This window comes from Stieleria sp., from assembly GCF_041595215.1.
Lineage (GTDB): Bacteria > Planctomycetota > Planctomycetia > Pirellulales > Pirellulaceae > Stieleria > Stieleria magnilauensis.
In genome coordinates this window covers 1-2,057 of record NZ_JBFHKV010001318.1, presented here as the reverse complement: position 1 = coordinate 2,057, position 2,057 = coordinate 1, and the positions used below count along the sequence as shown (strand labels likewise).

Sequence of the window (2,057 nt, the reverse complement as noted above, 5' to 3'; positions counted from 1 at the left end):
CGCGCCAAACGGCTGATCATCGTTTGACATCAGCCGGTTCGCGCCAGCGTCCGGGCGGCACCACTGTAGTGCTCGATCGGCCCGTAGGCTCGCGGCAAACGGCTGATCATCGTTTGAGATCAGCCGGTTCGCGCCAGCGTCCGGGCGGCACCACTGTAGTGCTCGATCGGCCCGTAGGCTCGCGCCAAACGGCTGATCATCGTTTGCCATCAGCCGGTTCGCGCCAGCGCGAGCGGCCTCGCCGTTGACGCTTGACCTAGCGGTATCGGGGCAAAGCGTGAAGCCATTCCGTCACGGCTTACTGTCCGGTGCGATTGCGGCTCCGAATTGATAGTCTGCGGCCCCGATGAAGCTGCCATCGGAAATCAAAATCGTGTTGGCGTCGCCTTGGCGATCGGTGTCCTGAATGTCATGCCCCAGCTTGCGAAGTTGTTCGACCAACGCGGCATACTCGGGATCGTCGGCGCCCATGAATCGGACGCGATTGGGAAACCATTCGTGATCGGTGCGGGGCGCGTCGACAGCCTCGCGCGCGGTCATTCCGAATTCCAAGACGTTCAAGGTGACACAGAACACCGTGTTGATAATCGTCCGGCCACCGGGGCTGCCGGTGATCAGGTACGGTTGTCCGTTCTTCAGCACAATGGTCGGCGTCATGGAACTGAGCATTCGTTTTTGCGGACGAACTTCGTTGGCAGCCGTTCCGATCGAGCCTTTCGTATCGGTCACTCCCGGACGGCGGTTGAAGTCACCCATTTCGTTGTTCAGCAGAAAACCCGCCCCGCGGACGACGATCCCGCTGCCGTAGCTGGCTTCCAACGTGTAGGTGTTGCTGACCGCCATGCCGTGACGATCGATCACGGAAAAGTGCGTGGTTTCAAGACTCTCGTCCGGCTCGGTCAGCGGCGGCCCCAACAGACGACTGGGTGTGGCTCGGTCCAAGTCGATGGTGCTGGCCATGTATTTGGCGAAATCGGCACTGGCAAGGTGCTTGGGGATTTCGACAAAGTCGGGATCACCCAAATACATCGCGCGATTGGCGTACGCCCGCCGCATCGCTTCGATCATCACGTGGTTGGTCTTCTCCGACCATCGCCCCCAGCGGCGGAGGTCAAAGGTCGCGGCGATCCCCAGCATCTGTGTCAACGTGATCCCACCGCTACTCGGCGGCGGAGGGCACAGCACTTCGTAACCCCGGAACCGGCATCGGATCGGCTGTCGCACCCGGGCCCGGTAGCGCAACAGATCCTCGGTCGAAATCAATCCGCCGCCGGCTTTCATTTCCGCCGCGATCAAGTCGGCCGTCTCTCCGGCATAAAACCCATTGGGGCCGTCTTCGGCGATCCGCTGCAGCGTCGCGGCGAGGTCGGAAAGCACGAGTCGGTCACCGGCTGCCCAATCGGTCCCGTCGGGTTTGCCATAAACCCGGCGGAACTCATCGTTGGTGCTGCGACCCAATTCTCGGTTCAGCTCTGCCGCCAAGCCGGCGTGGATCTCAAATCCGTCACGGGCCAGCGTGACCGCGGGCGTGACGAGAGACGACCAGGCGAGTGAACCGTACAGTTCGTGAGCCAACTTCATCCCGCGGACCGTTCCAGGCACTCCGACGTACGGATGGGTGTGCGTGTCGTTATTGTCGACAAACATCTCGCGGTGGGCCGCAAGCGGTGCTTTCTCACGATAATCGATCATCAACGGCGGGCTGCCGTCGCCCGGGTGAACCAGCATGAACCCACCGCCGCCGAGATTGCCGGCAGATGGATGCGTCACGGCGAGGGCAAAGGCGGTCGCGATCGCCGAATCGACCGCCGTGCCGCCCTGCTCCAAAATCTCCGCACCGACCTCCGCCGCATCGGGCGACACCGCGACCACCATCCCGTCGCGGCTCTCCGCATCGCGACGCGATTGCCCCAGCGCCGGCGAAGCTTCAACGACGCAACCGACGATAACAATCAACAATCCGAACTGGCAAACTCGCTGCACGTCTCTACCTCTCCAAAGTACTTCCGTCATGGACCGCTGCTAAACTATAACCGCACGACGGGCGGTCTGGCGAT

1 protein-coding gene is annotated in these 2,057 nt (G+C 62.1%); it reads right to left on the bottom strand.

Going from position 1 to position 2,057, the window contains the following annotated elements; all coding sequences use genetic code 11:
• Positions 1-291 precede the first annotated feature (291 nt).
• Positions 292-1,983 (bottom strand): gamma-glutamyltransferase, encoded by a 1,692-nt coding sequence (ggt, locus tag ABX749_RS30915; protein WP_372899426.1) that lies wholly within the window; start codon positions 1,981-1,983, stop codon positions 292-294.
• Positions 1,984-2,057: the final 74 nt, after the last annotated feature.